The organism is Thiogranum longum (assembly GCF_004339085.1).
GTDB lineage: Bacteria > Pseudomonadota > Gammaproteobacteria > DSM-19610 > DSM-19610 > Thiogranum > Thiogranum longum.
Window position 1 is genome coordinate 238,624 of record NZ_SMFX01000001.1, and the last position, 25,010, is coordinate 263,633.

At 55.9% G+C, this 25,010-nt stretch carries 24 protein-coding genes; 5 read left to right on the forward strand and 19 right to left on the reverse strand.

Going from position 1 to position 25,010, the window contains the following annotated elements:
• Nucleotides 1-24: 24 nt before the first annotated feature.
• The 10 genes from DFR30_RS01135 to DFR30_RS01180 form a co-directional block, all read right to left on the reverse strand.
• The gene (locus DFR30_RS01135) at nucleotides 25-1,650 is read right to left on the reverse strand and encodes an AAA family ATPase (RefSeq protein WP_132970925.1); all 1,626 of its coding nucleotides are present in this window, start codon (nucleotides 1,648-1,650) and stop codon (nucleotides 25-27) included.
• Nucleotides 1,647-1,892, reverse strand: a complete 246-nt coding sequence (locus tag DFR30_RS01140) for a WGR domain-containing protein (RefSeq protein WP_132970926.1) — start codon at nucleotides 1,890-1,892, stop codon at nucleotides 1,647-1,649. The genes DFR30_RS01135 and DFR30_RS01140 overlap by 4 nt, the downstream gene beginning before the upstream one ends.
• Before the next feature lie 27 nt (nucleotides 1,893-1,919).
• Nucleotides 1,920-3,101, reverse strand: coding sequence for a deoxyguanosinetriphosphate triphosphohydrolase (locus DFR30_RS01145; RefSeq protein ID WP_132970927.1), 1,182 nt, complete (start codon nucleotides 3,099-3,101; stop codon nucleotides 1,920-1,922).
• Entirely contained in the window at nucleotides 3,098-4,195 is a 1,098-nt protein-coding gene (gene aroB, locus DFR30_RS01150; RefSeq protein WP_132970928.1) for a 3-dehydroquinate synthase, read from the reverse strand. The genes DFR30_RS01145 and aroB overlap by 4 nt, the downstream gene beginning before the upstream one ends.
• A gap of 3 nt (nucleotides 4,196-4,198) precedes the next feature.
• The gene (gene aroK, locus DFR30_RS01155) at nucleotides 4,199-4,735 is read right to left on the reverse strand and encodes a shikimate kinase AroK (protein ID WP_132970929.1); all 537 of its coding nucleotides are present in this window, start codon (nucleotides 4,733-4,735) and stop codon (nucleotides 4,199-4,201) included.
• Between the two features lie 43 nt (nucleotides 4,736-4,778).
• Nucleotides 4,779-6,836 (reverse strand): type IV pilus secretin PilQ, encoded by a 2,058-nt coding sequence (locus tag DFR30_RS01160; protein ID WP_132970930.1) that lies wholly within the window; start codon nucleotides 6,834-6,836, stop codon nucleotides 4,779-4,781.
• Between the two features lie 105 nt (nucleotides 6,837-6,941).
• Nucleotides 6,942-7,496 carry a pilus assembly protein PilP gene (locus DFR30_RS01165; RefSeq protein ID WP_132970931.1) on the reverse strand — a complete coding sequence of 185 codons (555 nt, stop codon included), beginning with the start codon at nucleotides 7,494-7,496 and terminating at the stop codon, nucleotides 6,942-6,944.
• A complete protein-coding gene (locus tag DFR30_RS01170) occupies nucleotides 7,493-8,092 on the reverse strand; it encodes a type IV pilus inner membrane component PilO (RefSeq protein ID WP_132970932.1) in 600 nt (199 codons plus the stop codon). Before DFR30_RS01170 ends, DFR30_RS01165 begins: the two co-directional genes overlap by 4 nt.
• Nucleotides 8,092-8,661 carry a PilN domain-containing protein gene (locus DFR30_RS01175; protein WP_132970933.1) on the reverse strand — a complete coding sequence of 190 codons (570 nt, stop codon included), beginning with the start codon at nucleotides 8,659-8,661 and terminating at the stop codon, nucleotides 8,092-8,094. The genes DFR30_RS01170 and DFR30_RS01175 overlap by 1 nt, the downstream gene beginning before the upstream one ends.
• On the reverse strand, nucleotides 8,661-9,731 hold the full coding sequence (locus DFR30_RS01180; protein WP_341539287.1) for a pilus assembly protein PilM: 1,071 nt from the start codon (nucleotides 9,729-9,731) through the stop codon (nucleotides 8,661-8,663). Before DFR30_RS01180 ends, DFR30_RS01175 begins: the two co-directional genes overlap by 1 nt.
• A 193-nt stretch (nucleotides 9,732-9,924) precedes the next feature.
• Between DFR30_RS01180 and DFR30_RS01185 the strand changes: the two genes are divergently transcribed.
• From DFR30_RS01185 to purT, 3 genes are read left to right on the forward strand one after another with little or no spacing between them, the layout of a single operon-like run.
• A complete protein-coding gene (locus DFR30_RS01185) occupies nucleotides 9,925-12,429 on the forward strand; it encodes a penicillin-binding protein 1A (RefSeq protein ID WP_132970934.1) in 2,505 nt (834 codons plus the stop codon).
• Nucleotides 12,430-12,461: 32 nt separating this feature from the next.
• Nucleotides 12,462-13,049, forward strand: a complete 588-nt coding sequence (locus tag DFR30_RS01190; RefSeq protein WP_132970935.1) for a hypothetical protein — start codon at nucleotides 12,462-12,464, stop codon at nucleotides 13,047-13,049.
• Nucleotides 13,050-13,054: 5 nt separating this feature from the next.
• Nucleotides 13,055-14,257 (forward strand): formate-dependent phosphoribosylglycinamide formyltransferase, encoded by a 1,203-nt coding sequence (gene purT, locus DFR30_RS01195; protein ID WP_207891777.1) that lies wholly within the window; start codon nucleotides 13,055-13,057, stop codon nucleotides 14,255-14,257.
• Nucleotides 14,258-14,270: 13 nt separating this feature from the next.
• Here purT and DFR30_RS01200 read toward each other — a convergent pair whose 3' ends face one another.
• The 5 genes from DFR30_RS01200 to DFR30_RS01220 form a co-directional block, all read right to left on the reverse strand.
• Nucleotides 14,271-15,527, reverse strand: a complete 1,257-nt coding sequence (locus DFR30_RS01200; RefSeq protein ID WP_132970936.1) for a malic enzyme-like NAD(P)-binding protein — start codon at nucleotides 15,525-15,527, stop codon at nucleotides 14,271-14,273.
• 87 nt (nucleotides 15,528-15,614) lie between these two features.
• Nucleotides 15,615-17,090: a M48 family metalloprotease gene (locus DFR30_RS01205; protein WP_132970937.1), complete on the reverse strand. Its 1,476-nt coding sequence runs from the start codon at nucleotides 17,088-17,090 to the stop codon at nucleotides 15,615-15,617.
• 82 nt (nucleotides 17,091-17,172) lie between these two features.
• The gene (locus tag DFR30_RS01210; protein WP_165869056.1) at nucleotides 17,173-17,979 is read right to left on the reverse strand and encodes a thermonuclease family protein; all 807 of its coding nucleotides are present in this window, start codon (nucleotides 17,977-17,979) and stop codon (nucleotides 17,173-17,175) included.
• A gap of 8 nt (nucleotides 17,980-17,987) precedes the next feature.
• Entirely contained in the window at nucleotides 17,988-18,197 is a 210-nt protein-coding gene (rpmE, locus tag DFR30_RS01215) for a 50S ribosomal protein L31 (RefSeq protein WP_132970939.1), read from the reverse strand.
• 108 nt (nucleotides 18,198-18,305) lie between these two features.
• The gene (locus DFR30_RS01220) at nucleotides 18,306-18,677 is read right to left on the reverse strand and encodes a DUF3135 domain-containing protein (protein WP_132970940.1); all 372 of its coding nucleotides are present in this window, start codon (nucleotides 18,675-18,677) and stop codon (nucleotides 18,306-18,308) included.
• Nucleotides 18,678-19,231: 554 nt separating this feature from the next.
• Between DFR30_RS01220 and DFR30_RS01225 the strand changes: the two genes are divergently transcribed.
• Nucleotides 19,232-21,370 (forward strand): putative bifunctional diguanylate cyclase/phosphodiesterase, encoded by a 2,139-nt coding sequence (locus DFR30_RS01225; protein WP_132970941.1) that lies wholly within the window; start codon nucleotides 19,232-19,234, stop codon nucleotides 21,368-21,370.
• A 21-nt stretch (nucleotides 21,371-21,391) separates the two neighbouring features.
• Here DFR30_RS01225 and DFR30_RS01230 read toward each other — a convergent pair whose 3' ends face one another.
• Nucleotides 21,392-22,867: an AAA family ATPase gene (locus DFR30_RS01230; protein ID WP_132970942.1), complete on the reverse strand. Its 1,476-nt coding sequence runs from the start codon at nucleotides 22,865-22,867 to the stop codon at nucleotides 21,392-21,394.
• Here DFR30_RS01230 and DFR30_RS01235 point away from each other — a divergent pair.
• The gene (locus DFR30_RS01235) at nucleotides 22,866-23,399 is read left to right on the forward strand and encodes a DUF2238 domain-containing protein (RefSeq protein ID WP_207891778.1); all 534 of its coding nucleotides are present in this window, start codon (nucleotides 22,866-22,868) and stop codon (nucleotides 23,397-23,399) included. The two genes, DFR30_RS01230 and DFR30_RS01235, sit on opposite strands and share 2 nt — an antisense overlap.
• 5 nt (nucleotides 23,400-23,404) lie before the next feature.
• Here DFR30_RS01235 and DFR30_RS01240 read toward each other — a convergent pair whose 3' ends face one another.
• From DFR30_RS01240 to hemW, 3 genes are read right to left on the reverse strand one after another with little or no spacing between them, the layout of a single operon-like run.
• Nucleotides 23,405-23,641, reverse strand: a complete 237-nt coding sequence (locus tag DFR30_RS01240) for a transcriptional antiterminator, Rof (RefSeq protein WP_132970944.1) — start codon at nucleotides 23,639-23,641, stop codon at nucleotides 23,405-23,407.
• Nucleotides 23,634-23,822 carry a CPXCG motif-containing cysteine-rich protein gene (locus DFR30_RS01245; RefSeq protein WP_132970945.1) on the reverse strand — a complete coding sequence of 63 codons (189 nt, stop codon included), beginning with the start codon at nucleotides 23,820-23,822 and terminating at the stop codon, nucleotides 23,634-23,636. Before DFR30_RS01245 ends, DFR30_RS01240 begins: the two co-directional genes overlap by 8 nt.
• Nucleotides 23,809-24,999 carry a radical SAM family heme chaperone HemW gene (hemW, locus tag DFR30_RS01250; RefSeq protein ID WP_132970946.1) on the reverse strand — a complete coding sequence of 397 codons (1,191 nt, stop codon included), beginning with the start codon at nucleotides 24,997-24,999 and terminating at the stop codon, nucleotides 23,809-23,811. The genes DFR30_RS01245 and hemW overlap by 14 nt, the downstream gene beginning before the upstream one ends.
• Nucleotides 25,000-25,010 lie beyond the last annotated feature (11 nt).

Genomic DNA, 25,010 nt, shown 5'->3' on the forward strand with positions numbered 1-25,010 from the left:
TGCCTTGCCCGGAGTTATGGCGATTTATTGCGCTGCATTGATGCTGTCCTGGACAGATTTCAGGGTGCGTGGCCAGGGTTTGGCATTTTGTACCTTGTCCGGCAATGCACTGCGCGCGGCCAGCGCGGCAGCCTTGTCGGGATAGAGGCCATAAAGCAGCACATACCAGTCGGCATTACGGTATCGACCCCGGTAAAAAGCCGCAGTGTCAGGTTCCAGAGAATTGCTTTTGATGTAGTCCAGAATGGAGGAAGGATCGCGCGACCCCAGTAACTGAAGAGTGAAGGCATCAGGGGATTGCTGCAGTAGCCAGTTTTCGCGGTGTGGTTGTGCGGTTTTCACAGCAGATTGTTGTGTTTCAGGTTTTGCTGCCCTGGCTTGCAGGGCGGGAGGTATTTCTGGTCGGGCAGGCCGGGTTGGTTGGGATGTATCAGGCGGGCCTGGGCTGACCGGGCGTGTTGTGCCTGTTTCAGCTGTAGCTGATGCAGCATTGGCAGAGGCCGGTTCTGCCGGTTCAGGTCCGACATCCCTGGCGGGTAGCGGGCGGTTTGCTTCGGTATTTGTCACGGATGGTATAGCCGAGGGTGTATTTACTGGTTCGGCCGTTGTTACTGTTGTGACGGGTTGGCTGGAAGTGGTTTTGTCCGTGTTGGCAGGCGCCTCTCCAGCGGAAGGTTTCAGGTCCTGTACAAGGCGCCCGCTATCGATAGTTTCAGCAGGAAGAATGAGCGGCAGCTCCTGTTCAGCCGTTCCCGAGTCCCGGACAGGTGGTTCGGTCGGGGTGAGGCGTTGCCAGCCAAGGTAGCCGGCAAGTAGCGCAATGGCAAGCGAGGCCCCGACCCAGACCGGCGCGCTGTTTTTTTTTCGTCCGCGCTGTATGGGGGCGCGCTTCTTGATCCTGGCGCGCATGTGGTGGTCGACAAGGGATTCATTCGCCAGCCGGTTGATATGTCCGGGTCTGCCACCTGCAGATTTACAGATAGCGCGCACTTCAGTTGGTGTAAATGGACTTTCGCCACTGTAGCCTGCAACAGCCATTCGATACATGAGATAGGCTGCCGTTTCTTCTTCTGTCAGCCTGGGGATATCCAGGACCTGGCAGGTGTGTTCGCTGCCCAGCTGCTCCAGCATGGCGCGAATATTCCGGGTGGCCTCAGCTGTCCCGAACAGTACGATATGCAGGCGGTCACCATCCGGCAGGTCGGCCAGTTCGCAAATACGCCGGCAGGCAGCTTCGTCGAGCTGTTCGGTATTGTCGATCACAATAATCAGTTGTTGAGAAGCTTCGCTTTGTGCTGCCCAGCGTGCGAGCAGTGTTTGCGCATCTTCACCCGGCGAAACACCCATTGTCTGAGCGAGGCTTTCGGACAGCGGGTCGCCCTGGCCAGCGTCGATAGCGCAGATAATCCATTGCGGATTGGCGTGCCTCAGAAATTGATCGAGTAGCGTGGTCTTGCCACTGCCGGGAGGGCCGTTTACAACAACAATCGACTCACTGAACTGGACCAGATGGGTAAGCAGGTCAAGCCGCTGCGATAACGTGCTGCCGGCGTAGAAAAACTCCGGATCGATTTGTTCCCCGAATGGATGGCGTCGCAATGACCAGGCTTGCAGGTAGTCGGGTTGTCCAGCGACTGATGTTTCGTTCATGTCTGTGCCTGCATAAACACAACCTGGTAACCTTTTTTCAGCTGGGCGTCCCGTATTGACATCATGGCTTCTTCCGCCTGTTCGCGATCAGTATAGTGATCCCTGATCATACGTCCGCCAGCACCCTGGTATCCCCATTCACGCACAAGTGTCCAGCCATCGATCAGGTCTTCCTGCAGGTGCAGGTGATAGAACCTTGGTGGGCCGGCGTCGCCGGGCGGGATCTGCATATAAATGCGCATGTTTTGTCTCTGCCAGGCACACTGTGCTCAAGTCAGTTCTCCCGGATTGTATACCCGGTGGTGTTCGCCAATGGCATAGCGGTCGGTCATACCGGCAATATAGTCTGCAACGCCCCGCGCCTGCCCGCTTTCTCCATGTTCGACCCGAAGGGCGGTAACATGTTCCTGTGCTTCATCCGGTAACAGCTGCGGATCCTCGTTAAAAGCAATGAACAGGTCGCGAATAACACGCCTGGCCTTGGCGCTCATCCGGTGTACGCGATAGTGCCTGTACAGTTGGTTGCGCAGAAAACGTTTCAGTTCCAGGTTGCGTTCACGCATGGCGTCGCTGAAGGTGATGAGTGCCTGAGGTTGTCTGCGGACAGCATCGAGGTCCGCAGGGCATGCTTCGGCCAGTTGCACCTGGCTGGTTTCGACCAGGTCTACAACCTGGCAATTTATCAAGCGCCTGACGACTTCGTGAATGACGCGCCGTTGTGAAAGTGCAGGGTAGCGTTGTGTGACTTCGCTGTATTGCTCGGCGAATAATGGCACTTCATTGAGTTGTCCAACCTCGATCAGGCCGGCGCGTAGCCCGTCGTCGACATCGTGACTGTTATAGGCGATTTCGTCGGCAAGATTTGTGAGCTGGGCTTCAAGGCCGGGTTGCTGTTTGTGCAGAAAACGTTCTCCGACATCGCCCAGTTCTGCGGCATTTTTCGGTGAACAGTGTTTGAGGATGCCTTCACGTGTTTCAAAGGTCAGGTTAAGGCCGGGAAAGTCGGCGTATTTTTCTTCCAGCTCGTCAACGACACGCAGTGATTGCAGGTTGTGTTCGAAGCCGCCGTATTCTTTCATGCAACCGTTGAGCGCATCCTGGCCGGCATGCCCGAAGGGTGTGTGTCCAAGATCGTGCGCCAGCGCGATGGCTTCTGTCAGGTCCTCGTTCAGCCGCAGTGCGCGTGCTATGGATCGTGCAATTTGCGCTACTTCGATGGAATGTGTCAGGCGCGTACGAAACAGGTCACCTTCGTGATTCACGAATACCTGGGTTTTGTATTCCAGTCGGCGGAATGCAGCGGCGTGAATTATACGGTCACGGTCTCGCTGGTACTCGCTGCGGTAATTCGGTGGTGGTTCGTCATGGCGGCGTCCGGCAGATATAGCATCCCTTGCTGCATAGGGCGCCAGCCCGGTTTCGTGCCCGAATTCATCTGGCAGACTGTTCATGAACCTGTCATCGGCAGTTTCCGGCTGAGTGTTTCATCGAGGTGCCCATGGTCGTAATCAGCTGTAATCTTCGCTGCTCCGATGGCGTCGAGCAATACCAGCCGCAGACCGTCATCCATGGCTTTTTTATCAACTGCCATGAGTTCAAGGAAGCGGTCGCTGGAAATATCCCCGGGTGGATCGGTCGGCAGGCCTGCTTTCTTGAGCAGGGCCCTGATGCGACTCACATCAGTGTTGTCTATCCAGCCATGGCGCGCAGACAGGTCTGCAGCCATGGCCATGCCGGCGGCCACCGCCTCGCCATGCAGCCAGTTACCGTATCCCATGCCGGTTTCAATGGCATGCCCGAAGGTGTGGCCAAGATTAAGCAGGGCACGTTTGCCACTTTCCCGCTCATCAGCGGCGACAATCTCCGCCTTGCAGCGGCAGGAACGCTCGATAGCGTAAACCAGCGCCTCGGTATCGCGCTCCAGCAGGCGAGTTATGTTGGCTTCAAGCCACTCAAAAAACTCACGGTCCTCAATCAGTCCGTATTTAATGACTTCTGCAATGCCGGCCGAGAGCTGGCGGTCATCCAGCGTGCTGAGTGTATCGGTATCTGCAAGCACCAGCCGGGGCTGATGGAAGGCGCCGATCATGTTCTTGCCGAGCGGATGGTTGACACCGGTCTTGCCGCCGACCGAGGAATCTACCTGGGCCAGCAGGGTGGTCGGGATCTGGATAAAATCTACACCCCGCTGATAGCAGGCGGCGGCAAAGCCAACCATGTCGCCGACCACACCTCCGCCAAGCGCTACCAGGCAACAGGAACGGTTAAAGCGTTTCTCCAGTAGCGCATCAAAAATGGTATTCAGTACTTCGAGCGTTTTGTATTGCTCGCCATCCGGCAGGATAAGTCGCTCGAGCCGGTAATCCTGCAGTGCTTCGCAGACAGTATCCATATAAAGCGGGGCTACCGTGTTGTTGCTGACGACCATCACCTGGCGCCCGCGAATGGCCGGTTCATAGAGCGCAGTGAGGGACAGCAGGCCTGGCCCGATATGGATCGGGTAGCTGCGTTCGCCAAGTTCAAGTTGCAGGGTTTGTTTGATCATTGCTCAAGGATAAGGGGGTGACCGGTTTTCCTCAACAAAGTGAGTGATTTTCTGTACCACGTCACGTACCTTGCAACCGTCGGTCTCGATAACAAAGTCTGCGATTTCCCGGTAAAGCGGGTCACGCTCGGCGAGCAGCTGCTCCAGTTTCTCACGAGGATTGTCGGTTTGCAGCAGTGGGCGGTTTCGATCATGTGCAGTGCGCTGCAGCTGCTGGTCGACGGAAGTCTGCAGGTATATGACATTGCCGCGGCTGGCCAGATGCTTGCGGTTTTGCGCATCCAGTACAGCCCCGCCACCGGTGGCGAGTACGATCCCCGGTTTGGCCGATAGCTCATCAATGGCCTCTTGTTCGCGCTTGCGAAAACCGGATTCTCCTTCCAATTCAAAGATTAATGGAATATCGACACCGGTTCTGGCCTCGATTTCCCGGTCGCTGTCAATGAACTGAAGGTTCAGAGTACGCGCCAGTTTTCGGCCAATGGTGGATTTGCCGGCCCCCATGGGGCCGACCAAAAAAAAACTGCCCGACATTTTCATGCCGGGCAGATATGCCAGAAATTCAGGCTGTGTACAAGTCGGGCTACTGGATACTGATGCCCTGCTTGATAAGTTTGGGTGTTACGAAGATGAGCATTTCGCTCTTTTCGTTGGTTTTTCGATCGGTTCGGAACAACCAGCCTACACCCGGCAGCTCACCAAAGAAGGGAACACGTTCCGTTTCCTTGCCGCGCGCCTGCTCGTAGATGCCGCCCAGTACCAGGGTTTCACCATTATCAACCAGTACCCGTGTTTCGACATTTCGTGTATCGATGCTGGGTACACCGGAGAAGATCTGGCCGACGCTGTCCTTGCTGACCTTGAGATCCATGATAATGCGATCATCCGGTGTGATCTGGGGTGTGACCCGCAGTTCCAGAACAGCTTCCTTGAAGGTGACAGCCGTGGCGCCACTGGATGATGCCCGCTGGTAAGGGATTTCAACACCCTGCTGGATAACGGCTTCCTGCTGATTGGAAGTAATGACGCGCGGGCTTGAGATGATTTCACCGCGATCTTCCAGTTGCATGGCACTCAGTTCCAGTGCCAGCAGGTTGCTGCCCAGTTTGCCCAGTGCGATACCCAGTGCGCCGGACGGGTTGGTGGCAGGAAGATTGACCAGCAGACCTTCGTTACTGCTGCCGCCCGGGACTTCATAGGCGGTGATGGTATCGGCGTAATTCACATCGCCGTTCTGCTTGCCGCCCAGTACGAACTGGGTTTCGTTGTCACGCGCCGTACTGTTGTGGCTGAGGCCGAACTTGACGCCCAGTTCGCGGGTGAAGTCATTGTTGGCCAGAACAATACGCGACTCGATCAGTACCTGGCGTACCGGTATATCCAGGCGGGATACCAGGCGACGGATCTGTTCCAGTTTATCAGCGGTATCCTGGATGAGCAGCGTATTGGTGCGTTCATCAACAGATACCTTGCCGCGTTCCGACATCTGTGAGCTGTCTTCGCTGCTCAGCAGTTCGGCAAGATCAGTGGCCTTGGCGTAGTTGACCTGGATGAGGTCAGAATACAGTGGTGCCAGTTCCTCGATCTGTTTCATCGATTCGAGTTCAAGTTTTTCGCGTGCGGCGATTTCCTCACTCGGAGCGATCAGGATGACATTGCCGTTTTCACGCTTGGCAAGGCCCTTGGTTTTCAGCACGATATCCAGAGCCTGGTCCCAGGGTACATTCTGCATGCGCAGACTCAGGTTGCCGGTGACGGAATCACTGACCACGATATTCTGGCCGGTGAAGTCAGACAGTAACTGGAGCACGGAGCGGACTTCGATATCCTGGAAGTTCAGGGACAGGCGTTCGCCGGTGTAACCAAACTGCTCTTTCTTGGCCAGCTCCTTTTCTTCCTTGGTAGTTTCGCGAACTTCTACCGTGAACTGGTTGTCGCTCTGGTAGGCAAGATGCTCATATTCGCCAATCGGTGTAATTTCCATGCGAACACCGTTTCTCTTGTTCTCGGTATCAACCAGTTTCACCGGTGTGGCAAAGTCAGTGACATCCAGACGGCGCTCCAGTTCTTCTGGCAGCGTGGCGCCGCTGAAGTCCAGAACAATCTTGCCGGCTTCCTGTCGCATGTCTACCGGGATGGAAGGATCGGACAGGGTGACTATAACGCGGCCTTCACCCTGCTCACCACGTCGGAAGTCTACGCTGGTGATCGTTGGTGAGATGCTCGCAGTGGTGCTGTCAGCGGGAGCAGTGGCAGCAGGCGCGCTGACACGCTGGCCGGCAGTCCCGAGAACAACAATAATCTTGTTCCCATCGGTGCGGGTTTCGTAGGGCACCATCTCAAACAGATTGAGTACAACGCGGGTACGACCCTTGACCTCGACCGCCGTGATGCTCTTGGCGGGACCTATGCCGATGGATTGTGAACGTTTGGCAAGTTCGCTTTTTGTAGCGGGCAGATCGAAAGCAATACGTGCCGGGTTGTCTATAGTAAAGCTCGCCGGGTTTGAAACAGGCTGACTCAGTTCAAAAGTGATCTGTACCTGATTGCCGGGTAGTCCTGCAAAGTTAATGTCTTTCAGGCTGTTCAGCTGTGGCGCGGCTGCACCTGCAGTCTGCAAGCTGGTGGCAAACAACAACATGCCCAGGGCAAGAAACCTGTTTAGTGTACGGGCAGCTGACCACGTTGCGATTCTCGCGGCATCCTTCCACATTGTGTGAATTGCATTCATCGTTTTTATCTCCAATTACTCGCTGAGTGCCAGTGATGCCTGGCGTTCTATCCATCCCCCGAGGCCATCAGGCACGATCTCGGTTACTTCAACTTCGGATTCAGTGATACTGACAATCTTGCCATGATTCTGGCCAAGATAATTCCCCGGTTTGACCCGGTGTATGGTGCTGTCGCTCATACGTACCAGTGCCCATGACATACCATCACGTCCAAGTGTTCCAACCATGCGCAGGCCATCCAGTGGCTCAGACTCGAGTGGCTCGCGAGGTCGGTTGAAGTCGGGGGAAATGCCGCCGTTCGAAGCATGTGCAACCTGGGATTTTGGCGTTGAATACGAAGGTGGCGTGAATGGATCACGGGCATCCATAGCCTGGTAGAGATGCGTCTCAAAAGGTGAGAACTCAGGTAATGGCTCTACACGGGCAGTTTGCCTGGATTTTACCGAGTCAACGTAGCTACGCAGATCTTCGGTATTGTTGCCGGCACAGCCTGCAATACTGCCGGCCAACAGACCAGCTGCAGCGAACCGCACGAGTGAATTCAGTTTCCCCGGTGAATGATGCATCATTGGGCGCCCCCTTCTTCCTCTTCTTCATCCATATAACGATAGGTTTTCGCAAGGATGTCCATGGTAAGTTTGCCTTCCTTATTATCACTGATGTTCACATCGTGGACCGTAACGATACGCGGAAGCGCAGCTATACCGCTAACGAATTCTCCGAATTCGTGGTAGTCGCCCTTGACGCGGATACTGATGGGAAGTTCTGCATAGAATTCCTTCGGTACCTCGGCCTGTGGTTTGAACAGTTCGAATTCCAGGCCTGCTGCGAGACCGGTCTGGGAGATATCCACCAGCAGTTCCGCAACCTCGGTTTTATTCGGGAGCTGTCGCAGCATGGCACCGAATGATTCACGCATTTCTGCCAGTTGCTGTTCGTAGGCTTCAAGGTTGGCGGCTTTCCGTGCACGGTTTTCAAACGTTGTCCGCAGTTCGACTTCCGTGCGCTCGGATTTTTCGAGCTGGGCACGCTGATCCTTGATATCGAGCCAGTAACCTGCAGCCAGAACGCCGGTGAAGATCACGGCGATAACGAAAACCCTTGCCGGCAACGGCCAGTTGGCGATGTTGCTCAGGTCAAGTTCATTGAGTTCTGAAAGATCCATCAGCTATTTCCCTCCGTGGTTTCCTCAGACGGAGCAATCTGATTGGCACGCAACACAAAGGTTGCGGTCCGACGTTTCTCGTCTTCCTTGGTTTCAATAACATCCAGGCGTGGCTTCCCTATCCATTGTGAATTATCGATGTTGCGCATATAGGCGGATACACGGGCATTGGACTGTGCTACGCCACTCATTGTCAGTGAGGCGCCTTTCTGTGTAATTGTATTCAGGAAAACACCGTCTGGCAGCGTGAAGACCAGTTCATCCATCAAATGAACGCTCTGGGGACGACTGTGCTGCAGTTGCTGGATGATGTCCATGCGTGCGAGCAGGGCTGTCTTGGTTTTCTCAAGGTCCTTGATCCTGGCGATTTTTTTATCAAGAGAGGCGATTTCAGTCTCAAGAAACTTGTTGCGATTGTTCTGTTGATCGATAAGACCGTTCATCTGCATGTGCGTCAACAGCACCAGGAGTCCACCGACGACAGCACTGCCAACGCCGATGACTGCAAATTGCTGCTGTTTCTCTTTGCGAAGTTCTTCGCGCCAGGGGAGTAAATTGATATGAGCCATTAGTCGAAACTCCTCAGTGCCAGTCCACAGGCGATCAACAGTGCCGGTGCATCATTGCTCAGTGACTGTGGTTTCACGCGCGAAGACAGCGACATGGAGGCGAACGGGTTGGCGACCAGTGTTTCCACGCCGAGACGTTCCTGTAACAGGTCGGTGACGCCAGGAACCGAGGCACTGCCGCCTGCGAGGATAATCTGCTCTACGCTGTTGTACTGGCTGGACCCGAAGAAAAACTGCAGTGAGCGACTGACCTGCTGGCACATGGCTTCCTTGAAAGGTTCCAGCACCTCTGGCTCGTAATTCTCAGGCAGTCCGCCCTGGCGTTTGGCCATCCCGGCCTCTTCGTAGGACAGCCCGTAGCGACGCATGATTTCCTCGGTGAGCTGTTTGCCACCGAAGACCTGGTCACGGGTATAGATGAGTTTGCTGTCGTGGACAACATTGAGCGTTGTCATCGTCGAGCCTACATCGATTACTGCGACCGTCTTGTCGGCACCGTGGTCAGGTACCTGGTCAAGTAACAGCTGGAAGGCATTTTCCGTGGCGTAAGCCTCGACATCGACGACCTTGATATCCAGCCCGCCGTTTTCCACGGCAGCAGTCCGCATATCGACGGTTTCCGTCCGGCAGGCGGCGAGCAGTACGTCAACCGTATCCGGGTTGTTGTCAGACTGGCCAAGGACCTCAAAATCCAGGCTGACCTCTTCCAGTGGATAGGGAACATACTGGTCCGCTTCCATCTCTATCTGACTGTGGAGTTCGTCATCCGACAGGTTGTTCGGCATCGGAATCACCTTGGTGATCACCGAAGAGCCGGCAACTGCGACTGCGGCGTTGCGGGTATGGGCGCCCGCGCGCTTCATCGCTCGCCGAACGGCCTCACCCACGGCTTCCACGTCGGTGATGTTCTTTTCGACGACAGAATTGGGCGGTAAGGGTTCGACCGCATAGCTTTCTACGCGGTAGCGGTTCCCGTTTCGGCTGAGTTCGAGTAATTTGACCGCGGATGAGCTGATATCCAGCCCCACCACCGGCGGTTTTTTCCGTGTAAACAGTTGCGCGATCTGCACCGTTATTTCCCTTTAAATTCACTGCAATTGCAGTGTATTGATACGGTTATGGATTAGAGAGCAACACCAAATCATTGTCAATCAAGTGCTCTTTATCCTCTTGGGTTCGATTCAGAGTATCGGACGCTTTATACTGAAGTTTAGGAATCCTTTTGATTTTAATTTTGAACCCCATCACATCTCCGCCAAATATATGACACTTCATACCCGATTCTTGCGTTTTTTGCTTGCCTCAGTGTTCGCACTCTCGACAGCAGTACTTATCGTCATTGTTGCTGCATTCTTTTATATATCACCCCAGTTGCCGCCCATTGAACGCCTCAAGGATGTCCAGTTACAGGTGCCGCTGCGGGTTTATGCTCATACGGGGGAGCTGGTTGCAGAGTTCGGCGAGCAACATCGAGAGCCTGTACGCTATGAACAACTTCCCCAGGCCGTTATTGATGCCATCCTGGCAACCGAGGATGATCGCTTCTTCCAGCACCCCGGTGTCGACTATCAGGGGCTGGTGCGTGCAGTGGTCAAATTAATCAGTACCGGTGAAAAGCGTCAGGGTGGTAGTACCATCACCATGCAGGTGGCACGTAATTTTTTCCTGAGCAGCGAGAAGACTTACCTGCGCAAGCTGACTGAAATTTTTCTGGCGTTGAAAATCGAGCGCTACCTGAGCAAACAGGAGATTCTCGAACTTTACCTGAACAAGATTTATTTTGGTCATCGTGCCTACGGCATCGGTGCGGCGGCACATGTGTATTACGGTGTTGATATCGATCAGCTTACGATCCCGCAGATTGCCATGATTGCCGGTCTGCCGAAGGCTCCCTCGGCGAATAACCCGATCAGTAATCCGAAGCGTGCGCTTGAGCGGCGGAACTATGTGCTCGGACGTATGTATTCGCTGGGTTTCCTCGACACGAACACCTACCGCGATGCGCTGGACGCCCTGGACAATGCCAGCCTGCACAAGGCGGCGGTGGAGCTGGAGGCCCCCTGGGTGGCCGAGATGGTGCGCAGCTACATGCTTGAACGTTATGGCGATGAGGCCTACAGCGCCGGATACAATGTCCATACTACCCTGGATGCAGGGCGGCAGCGTGCGGCCAACGCCAGTGTGCGCAAGGCTCTGCTGGACTACGATCAGCGACATGGTTATCGCGGTATTGTGCGCCATATAGAGCTGCCGGATGACTTTGACGATAAGCAGCTTGCCGTTGAATTGAAGGACATACGTCCCTACGGGCCACTAAAGCCGGCCCTGGTTCTCAAGGTCGAAGGTATGTCCGCACAGCTTGTCCTGCGGGATGGCAGCCCGATCGAGATTGGCGAGGAGGGTCTGGTCTGGGCCCGCCGCTATATTACCGTAAACCAGCGTGGCCCCAAACTCGAAAAGGCCAGCGAAGTCCTCGGGCGCGGTGATATTGTCTATGTCCAGCCGCTTGAGGAAGGCCGCTGGCGGCTGGCGCAGTTACCCAATGTATCGGGTGCGCTGGTGTCGGTCAGGCCCGGGGATGGCGCCTTGCAGGCCATGGTGGGTGGTTTTGATTTCTATCTCAGCAAGTTCAACCGGGCGGTACAGGCACAACGACAACCCGGCTCCAGTTTCAAGCCCTTCATCTATTCAGCCGCACTCAACAAGGGCTACACCGTGGCGAGCCTGTTTAACGATGCCCCGGTGGTATTTGATGACTCGTCGCTGGAAACTACCTGGCGGCCAGAAAACTACAGTGGCAAGTTTTATGGCCCGACGCGCATGCGCGAGGCATTAACACGTTCACGCAACCTGGTCTCCATTCGCCTGTTGCGTGCCATCGGTCCGCGCTATGCGGCACGTTATGTACAACGTTTCGGTTTCCGGCCGGATCAGATTCCCAGGGATCTTTCTCTCGCGCTCGGCAGTGGTAACGCGACCCCTATGGAAATGGCGCGAGCCTACAGTGTCTGGGCCAATGGCGGGTTTTACGTCGAGCCATTTTTTATCGAGGAAGTACGTGATGTAAACAACGAGACGTTGTTCCGTGCCCGTCCGGTGCTTACCTGCGATGATTGCAAACCTGATGAGGACGACGGAGAAGCCGACACTCTGGCGCAGGACGCTGCAGAGGAAACACCGAATGACAATCCGGCTGTAGAAGATACCGGCACTGCAGCCGAAGTTGCCGAGGACGGGCTTTCACAGGCCGTCGAAGAGCCCGAACCGGTTTACGCGGAGCGGGTAGTCGATGCGGCAAACGTCTACCTGATGAGTTCGATGATGCAGGATGTAGTTCGTCGTGGAACCGGGCGCCGGGCCATGGCGCTGGGTCGCAATGACCTTGCCGGTAAGACCGGGACCACCAACGACCAGCGTGATGCCTGGTTCTGCGGCTTTAATACACAACTGGTAACAACGGTGTGGGTGGGGTATGACCGGGTACAACAGCTGGGTAATGGAGAGACCGGCAGCCGTGCCGCGTTACCGATGTGGATGTCGTATATGGGTGAAGCTCTGAAGGGTGTACCTGAATCGGTGCTGCAGCCGCCGCCTGGCCTGATTACAGTGCGTATCGACCCCAAGACCGGCCTGCGCATGCCGCCCGGACAGAGCGGCGGGATCTTCGAAATCTTCCGTCCCGAGTATGCGCCTCGCCAGTATAGCCAGCCGGCAGGAGCCGGTGGGTCGGGTGAGTCGTCAGGAACTTCGGCTGAGCCGCTCTTCTGAGTATGGCGCGAGCAGCATCTTCAGGCAAAAGCATGCAAATGCGGGCACGTATTGCGCAGGAAGCCGCGCGTCTGATGGCAGAACAGGGCATTACCGATTTCTACGTGGCCAAGCGCAAGGCGGCGCGCCATCTCGGTGCGCCGGATACGCGTAACATGCCGCGTAACGCCGAAGTGGAGGAGGCACTGGCATCGTACCATCGCCTGTTCCATGCAAGTGAACAGGCAGAGCACCTTGCGGAGCTGCGCACCAGTGCAACCCAGGCGATGCGCTTTCTGGAAGACTTCAGCCCGCGGCTGGTCGGTTCGGTGCTGAGTGGCACGGCCGGGCCGCATTCGGATATCAACCTGCACCTGTTTGCCGATACAGCGGAACAGGTTGCCATGTTTCTGATGGAGCAGAATATTCCCTACGACAGCAAACTGAAGCGTTTCAGGCTGGGCGGAGATGAAACGCAGGAATTTCCGGTATTCGGTTTTCGGGCCGGAGAGCACCCGGTCGAACTGACGGTGTTCCCGAGTGAAGGGAGACGGGAAGCGCCGCGCAGCCCGGTCGATGGAAAACCGATGCGCCGTGCTTCACTCACGGATGTCGAGTTTTTGCTTAACGAGGCGAAGTAACGCACATGATAAAAATTGGTACCCCCTTATCGGAAACGGCAACACGGGTGATGTTGCTTGGCAGTGGCGAACTTGGCAAGGAGGTAATTATTGCCCTGCAGCGACTTGGCGTTGAAGTAATCGCAGTGGATCGCTATGCCAATGCGCCGGGACACCAGGTGGCCCATCGGGCACATGTCATCGATATGACAGACGGCGCAGCACTGCGCGCACTGATTGAAAAAGAACAGCCACACATTATTGTGCCGGAAATTGAAGCTATCGCCACTGACATACTGGCTGATATCGAACGTGACAGTGTTGCACGAATTATTCCCACAGCACGTGCTGTGCAGCTGACTATGAACCGTGAAGGTATACGTCGACTGGCTGCCGAGGAGCTTGGGTTGCCGACCTCGGACTATGCTTTTGCAGAAAGTCTCGATGAACTGACGGCCGCCATTGATGGGGGTATCGGCTACCCCTGTATTATCAAGCCGGTCATGTCCTCCTCCGGCAAAGGGCAGTCGCTGGTGAAAGACAGACAAGCGCTGGCTCATGCCTGGGACTACGCAAAGTCCGGCGGGCGTGTCGATCGTGGACGGGTGATTGTTGAAGCGCTGGTGCATTTTGACTATGAAATTACCCTGTTAACGATACGGTCGGTCGGTGCATCCGGTGAGGTTGAAACAACCTTTTGCGCGCCGGTCGGCCATATCCAGAAGCAGGGCGATTATGTCGAGAGCTGGCAACCGCAAGCGATGAGTGACGTTGCACTTGAACGTGCCAGGGAAATAGCCAGCGCGGTAACAGACAGCCTGGGGGGCCTGGGCCTGTTTGGCGTGGAGTTGTTTATTTCCGCTGACGATGTCTTGTTCAGCGAAGTCAGCCCGCGACCACACGATACCGGCATGGTTACCATGATTACGCAATGGCAGAATGAATTCGAGTTGCACGCACGCGCGATTCTGGGCTTGCCGGTCGATGCGTCGTTGCGAAATGCCGGGGCAAGCGCCGTCATTTATGGTGGCATGGATGAGAAGGGTATTGTGTTCACCGGCCTTGATCAGGCGCTGGCAGTGCCAGGCACCGAGCTGCGCCTGTTCGGCAAACCAGAGGCCTTTCAGCGGCGGCGCATGGGAGTGGCACTTGCCCGGGGTGATTCGGTCGGAGAAGCACGTGAACGCGCGAGTAAGTCTGCATCGCTGGTCAGGCCGCTGGCGCCCTAGCTTTCAGCCGTTGCTACAGGTGCGGTGCCGGCTTGTAGTGTTTGGGGAATCCGCAGCGCGCCACGCCTGAGTCAATCGCGGCCTGGGCCACGGCCGGCGGCACAAAATCCATCAGGCGCGGATCGAAAGGCTTGGGGATAATATAGTCCGGGCCAAACTCCATGTGGTCCTTGCGATAGGCTTCAAGAATTTCTGCCGGTACCGGTTCGTGTGTCAGGGCGCGCAGGCCTTCGACGGCTGCGATTTGCATGGCGTCATTGATGGCGCGTGCACGGACATCCAGTGCGCCACGGAAAATAAACGGAAACCCCAGAACGTTATTGACCTGGTTGGGGTAGTCGCTGCGCCCGGTGGCCATAATGATGTCGTCACGTACCTTGTGCGCGAGTACCGGGCTGATCTCCGGGTCGGGGTTGGACAGGGCAAACACAATCGGTTTATCAGCCATACTGGCGAGCATGGCTTCTGTCACCAGGCCGGGACCGGATACGCCGATGAATACGTCGGCGCCGCGCATGGCATCGGCCAGTGTTTTCCGTTCCGTGTCCACGGCAAACTCCTGCTTGTAGCGGTTCAGGTTACTACGCGAAGTGCTGAGAATACCTTTGCGATCAACCATGAAAATATTGTCTGCACGGGCGCCCAGTGCTTTCAGCAAACGCATGGACGCAATGCCGGCTGCACCTGCACCCAGGCATACGATGCGCGCATCCTTGAGTGCCTTGCCCTTGATTTCCAGGGCGTTGAGCAGGCCGGCGCAAATAATAATGGCAGTGCCATGCTGGTCGTCGTGGAAGACCGGGATATCAAGTTTTTCGATCAGTGCCTGTTCGATTTCAAAGCAGCGCGGGGCGGCAATATCTTCGAGATTGATGCCACCAAAGCCACTGGCAATACGCGCCACAGTATTGATGAAGTCTTCGGTTTTTTCCGCCTCGACCTCAATGTCGTAGACATCGACATCAGCAAAGCGCTTGAACAATACGGCCTTGCCTTCCATCACCGGTTTACCGGCCAGTGCGCCGACATTGCCCAGCCCGAGGACAGCGGTTCCATCGGTGATAACCGCGACAAGGTTGCCCTTGCTGGTAAAGCGGAAGGCATCGTCAGGATTCTTTTCTATCGCACGAACCGGTTCTGCCACGCCGGGCGTGTAGGCCATCGACAGTTCCTGCTGGGTGGTACAAGGTTTGGTTACATGGGTGGCGATTTTCCCGGGTGTCGGGAATTCATGATAGTCGAGCGATTCTTTTTTCAGGTCATCAAACATGAAGGGGTCTCCGGGATTTCCGGTTTACGACAAATCTGCAACGGGTCATGGCGCTGCATGATAACAAGCTTGTGCCGCAACGGGTGATTAACGGACGATTTTCAATCGTTGTCCCGCCACGGGTTCTCCGTCGGGAAAGAGGTTATTCAACAGTCTCAGCTGTGCCTCCGCGTACTTTGGAATTGGCGATTGTCGCGCGAGTGTGGAGAAACGTATTCCAGGACTGGCAGTGATCAGCTTGATATGCAGTCCGCTGGCCAGCTGCTTTTCCTTTGCAGATAATCTGTGGAAGCTGCGTGCAATTTTCTGGAATAACGGGTCAAAGCGTGGCTGGTCTGTTTTCTCATGGCTCAGGCCGATGAACAGGTAGGCGTGTTTGTCAGCGTAGAGTACCGTCAGCCGCGTTATACGCTGCCCGAATTTGGTATTCAGCTCAGTCGTTGCCGTGTAGGCCCGTTGTCCTGCAATGGTGAGTTCGCGGCCATTGCGGAGGGTTTTAAAGCCTTTCTGTTGCAGGTAGCGGAATGGCGTCAGGGTGTCTTTCAGCGGTTCAACACGGATTTCCATATAGGCTTTCTGCTGCGGAGCCAGTGTGATCAGCCGATCCGGCAGGTTCTCGATTTTCCAGTCCTCTGGAAAGTTCAGACCAAAATCCAGCGGTTTGTGCAGAAAGCGCCCTTTAAGCACGACGCCGTTGTCTTCACTGTCGCCGAATGCCAGTCCATCCATGTAGTCCAGAAAACCCTCACGCGCAACGCGGGGCTTGCCACTGACCTTCAGGTGAGCCGCTTCGCCAACAACCTCTTGCAGGCGCTTGTCGTTTTTGGGATGGCTGGCGAAAACACCGTGGTAGCTGCGAGGTTCGCGTCCTTCTTCCCGGGCGCGCTGTTTTTCGAACAGTTCCTGGTTCTTGAGTACCCCGATGACTTCGATCATGGCCTGTGGGTCGTAGCCGGCGCGCGCCAGGTAGCGTGCGCCGAGCCGGTCCGCTTCCAGCTCGTGCTCCCGCCCATAACCGCTGAGCACAGCCTTGCCGGCCACGTTAAACAGGTCGCTACTGCCCTGCACACCAGTGGTGGCCTGCAAAATGGCGCCGGCCAGGCCGGTGACCGTGGCAGCACTTTGCTGGCGAACAGAATGGCGTGCCGTGACATGACCGATTTCATGCCCCAGCACGGCGGCAAGTTCGGCTTCTGAATTAAGATAGGCCAGCAAGCCGCGGGTGATATAAATGTAGCCGCCGGGCAGGGCAAAGGCGTTGACTTCTTTGCTGTCCAGCAAGGTAAACTGGAAGCGCAACTGCGGGCGGTCACCGACGCGCGCCATTCGTTGACCGACCTGTTCAATATAGGCGGCCAGTTTCCGGTCCGGGTAAACCGGCATTTCTTTTGTGACCTGCTGGTGATATTTGCGGCCAAGGTTGATCTCATCGGCCTCCGACATCAGAACAAAGTCCTGCTTGCCGGTAACCGGGTTGGTCGCGCAGCCCTGTGGGCCGGCCAGCAGCGTGATTAGCAGAAAACAAAACGTCAGTGGATAGCGGAAATGGAAAATTTGTTTCATAGCTCCGGTTCATCTGGCCAGCAGGCGCGGGCTTGTCCGCGAACAGATATGGCGCGGAACCCGTTCGCGGTCGCCCCCGCGCCTACTGATCGCTTTTGGTGGGTTGCGAGGATAAGGTTAACATTGCCGGGTGATGCACGTTAACGCGCAATTTGCCGCGAACCCGGTACAGCCAGCCACGGACTTCCAGTGAGCGCCCCACCCATTCCGGCCCGGGTCCGTGCGGGAACCATGGCTGGTCTTCGTCAGCCAGTTTCAGTGTCAGGCGGTTATCCAGCGTGATCCAGGTGGCCCCTCCGCGACGGTTAACGCGCGTGACTTGTCCGCGTACTTGCCGGAACCCTGTGTCACGCAAGGTCAGTGTTTTTGCACGGTGTATTTTCCAGGCGGGGTGCCCCCAGACGCCACGGCCAGCCTTGTGCGCCACATTCTCTGCTACGGTGTAACAGTCCAGGTAACGGATATTGGGGGGTATGGCGATACTCCAGCCCAGCCCTTCACGCAGTAATTGCTCGGCAAGGCTCTGTTTGCGGGTATCCCATAGATTAGCCAGGTGACGCCCGTAGCGGTCTTTGCGATCTGCGCCATACTGCAGCAGAACCTGGTTATCGCTGGCAAATACCAACTGGCGCAAGCGGTTGCGTGCACGGATAGCCAGCGCTTCAGGCGCTTTGCCATCACGTTCCAGTTCGGGTGTATTGATGCCAATGATGCGGATCTTGCGGTCATTGTCCAGCACCAGCGTGTCGCCATCGTGGACAAAACGGACATGTACGGTTTCGGCATTGGCAGGTGGGCTGCAATCCCGCGCCAGCGCGGAAGAGGTCCCGATAATGCCGGCGAGCACAAAAAAGGCGCCCGCGGGCGCCTCTTTTAACCAGTTCCGCACGCGGAACCTCAGGATTTCTTCATGCCGTACTTGCGGCGGAAGCGATCCACACGGCCGCCAGTATCGACCATTTTCTGTTTGCCTGTGTAGAACGGGTGGCACTTGGAGCAGACTTCGATGTTCAGATCCTTGCCCACCGTGGAGCGGGTCTCGAAGCTGTTGCCGCAGCTACAGGTGACCTTGATATCGTCGTATGCCGGGTGGATGTCTGCTTTCATTTAACTCTGCCTCAGAAACCTGGCGGCGTATCCCGATCAATTGCGGGGCGCCTGCCGAAAGGCCGCGAATAATACGGTAATCCCGGGCGGCAGACAAGTCCCGCCGGCTCAGGCCTGTGGCTGGCGGGTTTCGAACCTCAGAATATCCGCATTTGGCAGCGGGTCGGTATTTTCGATGCTCATGCGGTCCAGCGCTTCCTTCAGACCACCGGGGCCGGTCAGGGAGTCCCACATCATTTCACTCAATTTGATACAGGCAGCCATGGGAGAACCGGCGCGGTCACGTACCTGGTCGATTTTCCACTGCAGGCAGCGCATGCGCTGTTGCTTGTGCTCCGGCATGCGTGCAATCAGTTCCTCTATCGCCTGTTCGCGGCGGAGCTCAAAGGCCGCAGGATCAGTCTGTGCGAGCTCTGCCCAGTCATCGAAGTCGATGAGCGGCTTGCGGGATTCAGTCTGTTTTGATTGTAATTCTTGCATCTCTGACCTCCGACGGACTGTTGCATTTGTACTTGTTGTTATTTTGGACTACGAGGGTATCACAACAGTTGCTGGCTTCCCCAATTCAGCAGTATTTCTATATAACATATTGTAAATCATAAAAAACTATTGACCCGGCGTGAGTGCGCAGGGTGATTTTCGGCTCATTTAAGGACATTTTCTTACAAAATGGCTGCCGAAAATCAGCAATTCGTCAAATTTTCGACCCGCTTTTTCAATATCTTACCGATCCTTATCCGGTGTGCGACGGATAAATGGCACTAACTGTCGCCGAGGCACAGAAAATTGTAGCCATATGTCCAGCTTTTCTGGCTTGTTCTGATGCATTTCCTCATATTTTCTCTGCCCAAAAAACTACAGTAAAACAGCAGATTACCGATAGATGTAGACACATTCAAAGAGAGACTGAAGTTGAAGCCCTGCATCTCCTTGAGGTTCAGTAACCTTGTCGACAACGCAATAAAGTTTCCTGCCTGGGAAGAGGATGTCGTGGGCGCCAGTTTGCTGCGACTCAAAATCAGGGAAGTGACTGTATGAATGACAGGCATACTGTCCCTTCCACTTCACCATTGGCGATGCTCATCGACAATGATTTAACCATGCGCCTGCTGCTTCGGCAGTCACTGGAGCAGCACGGTTTCAGGGTTGAGGAAGCCAGCGGTGGAAAGCAGGCACTGGAGATGCTGACACACCTGCAGCCGGATATTATTTTGTTGGATGTTGCCATGCCTGACATGGACGGTTATGCCGTCTGTCAGCAGTTACGTCAAAGGTCAGGGTTCGAGCATACCCCGGTGGTCGTGGTTACCGGCATCGAAGACGTCAATTCCGTAAATCACGCTTACAAGGTCGGGGCTACGGACTTTGTCAGCAAACCGATCAACTGGACCATTTTCGGGCATCGAATGCGGTATATTCTGCGTTCCTCGCAGGCTTTTACAGGCCTGAAAACATCCGAGGCAAGGAGTAACGCCCTGCTGCGCGCCATACCCGACATGATTTTCAGACAGGACGGTGCGGGGCGCTATATCGATTTCCAGGGTGGGCAGGGAGATATGTTACTCATGCCGCCCGAGCGGTTTATCGGCAAGATGATGGAAGATGTTCTGCCGCACGAAATTGCCGAGCCTGCATTGCAGCACCTTCGGCGTGTACTCAGTTCAGGTAGTGCACAGCGCTTTGAATACCAGCTGGAGATCGACGGAACCATGTGCTACTTCGAGGCCAGGATGGTCGCGAGTGGTGAAAATGAAGTGACCAGTCTGGTGCGTGATATCACCGACCAGAAACTCTATGCAGACCAGATCCAGCAACTTGCATTCTATGACAATCTGACTGACCTTCCGAACCGACGCCTGTTCTACGAACACCTGGAACATGAAATTCGGCAGTGTGATCGTACCGATGGAGTGCTCGCCATATTGTTCCTTGATCTGGACAGATTCAAGGTAATCAATGATACGCTGGGCCACAGTACCGGTGATGCCGTACTGGTGGAGGTGGGCAGGCGACTGACAGACTGCGTGCGTTCGGCAGATGCGGTAGCACGCCCCGGACATGAAGACAGTATGACGAGTGTGGCGCGGCTTGGCGGTGACGAGTTTACGATGCTCCTTGGGGGTATTCAGGATGCGCGGGATTCGGAGCCGGTTGCACGACGTATCCTGGAGGCTTTGTTCGTACCGATTAGTGTTGAGGGCCGAGACTTGTTTGTTACACCAAGTATCGGTATTGCCACCTATCCTGCGGACGGCAGTGACGCCGGAACCCTGTTAAAGAACGCGGATGCGGCGATGTACAAGGCCAAGGAAGAGGGGCGTAACTGCATTCGTTTTTATTCAAACAGCATCAATGACCGTGCACTTGCCCGCTTCACGCTGGAGGCAGATCTGCGCAAGGCGCTGGATGAGGATGGACTGGAAGTGTATTACCAGCCGCAGGTCGACTTGCGTACGGGCAAGGCAACCGGAATGGAAGCCCTGGTGCGCTGGAATCATCCGCAGCGTGGCTTCATATCCCCTTCGGATTTTATTCCGGTTGCCGAGGAGGCAGGACTTATTGACGGACTCAGCCGTTGGGTTATGCATACGGCCTGTGCCCAGGCCCGGGCCTGGAGTCAGCAGGGAGCCGGCGAGGTTCGGATGGCCGTCAACCTTTCAGCCCGGCAGTTCTATGCCGGTAATCTTGCCCACGTTGTCGCGGATGTGCTGGCTTCAACCGGCCTGCCTTCCCGCCTGCTTGAAGTAGAGCTTACCGAGGGCATGGTGATGAAAGACCCGAAGGTAACGCTGGACGCGCTTGAAGCGTTGAAAGGGATGGGTGTCAGTATTGCGGTGGATGACTTCGGGACCGGATATTCATCATTGGCCTACCTGAAAAAATACCCGCTCGATGTGCTCAAGATCGACCGCAGTTTCGTGCGGGATATTGCGACGGATCCTGATGACGCTGCTATTGCCAGGGCCATTATCGTGATGGCGAAAAGCCTGGGTATGGTCGTGATCGGTGAAGGTGTGGAAACCGAGCAGCAACTGGCGTTCCTGAGAGAGAACGGTTGCGACCAGGCGCAGGGTTACCTGATGGCCAGGCCGGCCAGTGCCGGAGATGCGGAGAAATACTTGCGTGGACACTTGCTGATAACAGATCATTTCAGAAAGCAGGCCGTGGACTGATGCTTTCCGGAGTGTGCTCACTCAGTTGGCTGAAACCGTACGATCACGGGCCCAGCGGCGCAAGGCTTCCAGAGGCTCTGACATCACAATGGAGAGCGGGCGTGTCTGTTCCAGCTCCGTAAGCAGATGCCGGGTATCCAGGCTGGCCTGTTGTTCTCGTGCAAGGTAAAGACCGGCGACGACCGCCTGTTCGATTTCAGCGCCGGAAAACCCTTCACTGTGATCGGCCAATACATTGAGATCGAAGTCGCTCGCTGACAGGCCACGCTTGTCCAGGTGGATTTCGAAAATCTGTCGGCGTACATCAGCATCCGGCAAATCGACAAAGAAAATCTCGTCCATGCGCCCCTTGCGGATCAGTTCCGGGGGCAACTGGTCGATGCGATTGGCTGTCGCAACAAGGAATACCGGGGCATCACGTTCCGCGAGCCAGGTCAAAAGCGTACCCAGAACACGCTTCGAAGTACCGCTGTCATAGTCGCCGCTGGCGATGGCCTTTTCAATTTCATCGACCCACAGCACGCAGGGCGACATGGCCGCAGCTGTATCGAGAGACTTGCGCAGATTGCGTTCGGTTTCGCCAAAGAACTTGTTATACAGCGTGCCGAAATCAAGCCGCAGCAGTGGCAGCCCCCAGAGTCCGGCAACCGCCTTGGCAGCCAGGCTTTTGCCGCCGCCCTGCACACCCACCAGCAGAATACCGCGCGGCGAGTCGAGTGCCGGGTCGGGTTCCAGGAAGGCGCGGCGTCGTTGTTCCAGCCAGCGTTTCAGCGCTGTCAGCCCGCCAACATCGGAGAAGGCCGCCGTGTCCAGTTCAAAGCTGAGGGCGCCACCCTGGTCCAGCAGTCGGTATTTGGCCTGGCTGACCTGTGGCAGGTCGGCATCGGTGATGGCGCCGTCATCATAAACAGACTTGCGGATCAGGCGGCGCACGTCGGGTTCCGTCAGGCCGACCAGGTGGTTGATTAATTGCGCCAGCGTTGTTTCATCGGTTTTCACCTTTTTGCCCGGGTGGGCTTTGGCCCAGCTGCTGGCCTCCTCGTGCACCCAGCGTTTGATCTGTGTATCGTCCGGCAACGAGAGTGAGAAACGTGCGCTCAGGGGGTGCAGTTCTTCCGGCAGTTCACAGCGATGGCTGATAAACACCAGTGTATGGCTGGATTTGCCATACCCCAGTGCGATTTCCCGGATCAGGCGTATATGAGCAGGATCTTCAAGATAAGGATGAAAGTCGAGCATCAGGTAGATACCCTGCGTACCGGTGGCGCGGATCTGGGCAAGCGCCTGTGCCGGCTCGCGTGCGTGTGTTTGTGGTTCCAGGTCCAGGTCGATACGCTGCAGACCACTGGCGACTGACCAGCGCATCACAGGCTGGCCAAGCCGGATGGCAAGCTGGCGGAACAGGTCTACCGTGCGGCGTTCCTCGGCAGTTTCGATCAATATGATCGGTACGCGTGAGCGGACGAGGGTCTCGATGTCGTGAATGGAGTCTGGCATGGGAAGGATGTTAGCAGAGAATCTTCCGGTAATACTCCTGGTCAGTGCGATTGTCTGGATACACCGCTACCACAGGTTTTCACCCGCAAGTTACCTGTTTATGTCTGTCCTTGTGGTGCTGCACACGGTTGGCGGTCACTATACCTTCGAGCGGGTCCCCTTTGGTCTGGTGACTGACTTCTTCGGTTTCGAGCGAAATAACTATGACCGGTTTGCCCATTTCAGTGTAGGTTTCTACGCTTATCCGGTTGCAGAAATACTTTTAAAGAAACGGTTGGTACGGTCTCCGGCAATCCTGGCAATGTTCCCGGTATTCGCTATCTTTACTGTGGCAGGCAGCTACGAGATATTTGAATGGCTGTACGCCGTTTCCGCAGATTCGAGTGCCGGGATAGCCGTGCTGGGGTCGCAGGGCGACATATGGGATGCCCAGAAAGATATTCTGGCCGATGGCTCGGGTTCAATCTTTGCAACGCTGGTGTTTTTTTATAGCCATCGAGGTGAGATAAAGCTGATCAAAGCGCCTGCATGACAGGATCAGATGGTCTCTTTATGCACGATACGATCCAGCCTTATCTGCAGCTTTTCACCCTCACGGGTCTCTACCAGTAGAAACTCTTCGCTGTTGTGTGCTTGCAGGTCGAGCGGTTTTACCGGTTCGATGTGTGGCTGGCATGATTCGTCATGCCATTCCAGACGCAACATGTCACCGTGCATAATGGCCAGCTCGTACTCGCTGTGCAGTCCACAGTCTATCGGTGTGTAGTCAGTCATTTTCCCGAGTGGCGGTTACGCCGAGCAGAACGCCGTCACTATCGCAGTTAGTGGTCACGAGAATGGGCTGACAGCAGACCGCACAGTCTTCGGTATATTGCTGGCCACCTGCGCTGCAATCTATTTCAATGTCGAAGGCTTCACCGCAATACGGGCATTCAATGCGCTCACTCTCCAGCATGATCAACCTCCCTGGGCAGGAACAGCTCGACAAGGTTGTCGAGGAATCGCCACCCTGTCCGGGTATGTTTCACCTGTTTGCCGTCGAAGTCCAGTAACCCGTCTTCACAGGCACGGGTAATCAGGGCTTGCAGGCTGGAAGCTGGCAGCCCGGTGGCGGCCTCGAATTCATCGAGGGTGAAGGGTTGTTTCAGCCGCAGGCGGTTGAGGGCAAATTCGAAAATGGCTTCGCTGGATTCAAGCTCGCGTTCGCCATCGACAAAGCCGCCGCTGCGCGCGGCGGCAAGGTAGTCTTTCGGATGGCGTTTCTTCCAGCGGCGGATGATGGCGCTGCGTGCTGCGTCACTGATTTTCCCATGGGCGCCGGCGCCAATACCAAGGTAGTCACCGAACTTCCAGTAGTTCAGGTTGTGGCGACATTGATGTCCGGGGCGGGCGTAGGCGGAAACTTCGTACTGCGCGTAACCCGCTCCCGCAAGTCTGGTCTGCCCCTGTTCCTGCATGGCCCAACGGGCGTCATCATCGGGTAGCGTTGGTCGTTGTGTATAGAAAAGTGTGTTGGGTTCCAGTGTCAGCTGGTACCAGGATATGTGATCGGGTTGTAAGGCAATCAGCGCATCGAGGTCATCCAGTGCCTGCTGGATGCCCTGTTCCGGTAGTCCGAACATCAGGTCGAGGTTGATGTTGTCGAAACCGGCACGACGTGCTGCTTCGGCGACGTGGCGCGCTTCATCTGCGGTGTGGATTCGTCCCAGTACCTTGAGGTGATCCGGGTTGAGGCTTTGCACGCCAATAGACAGACGATTGATGCCTGCCTCGCGATAGCCCTCAAAACGTGATTGTTCAACTGTGCCAGGGTTGGCCTCCAGCGTAATTTCAGCGTCCGGCTTCACTGGCAGACGCGCGCGTACGCCGGCCAGTAGCCGGTCCATGGCAGCAGGTGAGAACAGGCTGGGCGTCCCGCCGCCCATAAAAACGGTTTGTACGGTGCGGCCCCACACCCGGGGCAGTTCCTGTTCCAGGTCCAGAAGCAGGGCATCAATGTAGGCGTCTTCCGGCAGGTCATCTTTTACTGCGTGTGAGTTGAAGTCGCAGTAGGGGCACTTGCGGACGCACCAGGGGAAATGGATGTACAGCGATAGTGGGGGTGTTGCAGTGAACCGGAACAGATCCGTCATAATAAGTTACC